Here is a 1,909-nt window from a genome sequence, read left to right as displayed (position 1 = left end):
TAAAACACCCCTGGACCAACGGCTATGCTGAACGGTTTATCCAGACCCTCTTCCAGGAATTCTTCCAGGTGGCTTTGAGGCGCAAAAGATATACTTCCGTGGAAGAACTTCAAGCCGACCTGAACCAGTATTTCTATTACAATTGGGAACGCCCGCACCAGGGCCGTCGCACCAGGGGCCGGACACCGGCACAGGTATTCTTCGTACCATACCCGGACCAGCTCTGCCTACCGGCACCGAAAGCCGCTGCGTAACTCATTGGCACCAAAAGGTTCTATTCTTTTGGTGGCAGTACAACATGTAAGACAAGCTCATGACCATGCCATAAAGGGGAGCGATAAGCATTTTCATTGTGTCAATACCTTGACAACTTAACTCATCTTAATAATCGCTTCGGGAATTTTTAACCAAACTTTAGGGAATCCAGCATCACGGACGTCATTCTCTCCCTGACATCCTCCCACCTGACATACAATGTAGCCTGCCCATTACAGGCTCGTAGTTGCAGGGAAAAGATGTATATTGTAGAATGAATATTCAAAATAAAGTCAAGATTAAAGGTGGCCAAGGTACTATGCTTGATTGGAAACATGAAGAACTCTTTTCGTTCCTGGAAATGGTACCTCTACCAATCTACATCTTCCAGGACAATTCTTTTAAATATGTCAATCAACGAATGGTAGAACTGGCCGGATACACCAGAGAAGAACTGTTGCAAATTAATGTATGGGAACTGATTGATCCCGCAGACCGCCACCTCCTACTTCAGCGCGCCTTGCGTAGACTGAGAGGCCAGCGCGAACCAGGAAACTACGAGTTCAAGGCTATTAACCGCCGGAATGAAATACGTTACCTGCATGGCTATTTTTCTCTCATCTCCTTTGATTCCCGGCCTGCCATTCTGGGACAACTCCTGGACGTAACCAGGGAAAAAAGACTTCTTAACGAATTGCAAAAAACTGAAGCACGCCTGAGGGATATTTTTGATAACGTTAACGATGTTATCTACCTCCACGACCTGAAGGGCCGCTTCCTAGCACTCAATCAGGCCGTTATACGCGCTACTAATTTTTTGCCAGAAGAGCTTGAAGGGAAAGAAATTTCCACTTTTTTACACCCAGATGTCAAACATCTGGTTGATGAATATTTGAGGCAAGTTATAGAAAAAGGCGAAATACGGGGACTCATGCGCGGCTTAACCAAAGACGGTGAAGAAATCTTCTGGGAATACCAGTCGGTTCTCTTTAAGGGAAGGCAACCTTATATAAGAGGTATTGCCAGGGACGTAACTGAACAGGTGAAGATGCGCCGGGAGCTTAAGGAATACCTTTGCCGGTTGGAAGAACAAAATAAAAAGCTCTCGAAGCTCAACGAGGAGCTGGCCAGGGCCAAAGAGGCCCTGGAAACAATGGTTCGGACAGATCCTTTAACCGGGTTGGGCAACCGCCTGGCTTTCCAGGAAGCGCTGGAAAGGGAAGTCAATCGGACAAAACGCTACTTAACACCCTTCTCTCTTTTAATTATTGATGTCACCAACTTTAAAAAAATTAATGATACCCTGGGACACCCTGCGGGTGACAAAGCGCTTGTTCGCATTGCAAAGCTCTTGCGTGCCAGCTGCCGCCAGTGCGACCTGCTTTTCCGTATTGGGGGTGACGAGTTTGCCGTGCTCCTCCCCTGCACCGGTGGGGAAAAAGCGCGGATGGTGGCCGACAGACTCCGTCAAAAGATTACCGGTGAAACTATCATGGAAACGGAGGTTGCAATCCCGGTCTACTTGAGTATTGGCGTCGCCACGCTGGACTCCCGGCAGGAATCACTAGGCATAGAGGGTTTGATAAAGCTGGCTGATGCTCGAATGTATGAGGAAAAAAGCCGCCAGAAAGCTGAAATTTCTTGAACGTCCTGG

2 protein-coding genes are annotated in these 1,909 nt (G+C 47.7%); both read left to right on the top strand.

The genetic code is table 11. The features are described 5' to 3' along the window. Positions 1-254, top strand: a 254-nt coding sequence (locus ACPLUI_RS14390) for an integrase core domain-containing protein (protein ID WP_424660931.1), incomplete at its 5' end; no start/stop codon positions are given. 320 nt (positions 255-574) lie between these two features. Continuing rightward, on the top strand, positions 575-1,900 hold the full coding sequence (locus ACPLUI_RS14385; protein WP_424660930.1) for a diguanylate cyclase: 1,326 nt from the start codon (positions 575-577) through the stop codon (positions 1,898-1,900). Positions 1,901-1,909: the final 9 nt, after the last annotated feature.

Source organism: Desulfofundulus sp., from assembly GCF_049701015.1.
In the GTDB taxonomy this organism is placed as follows: domain Bacteria; phylum Bacillota; class Desulfotomaculia; order Desulfotomaculales; family Desulfovirgulaceae; genus Desulfofundulus.
Note: the sequence above shows the minus strand (reverse complement) of the source record. Positions and strands in the feature narration are given on the sequence as shown.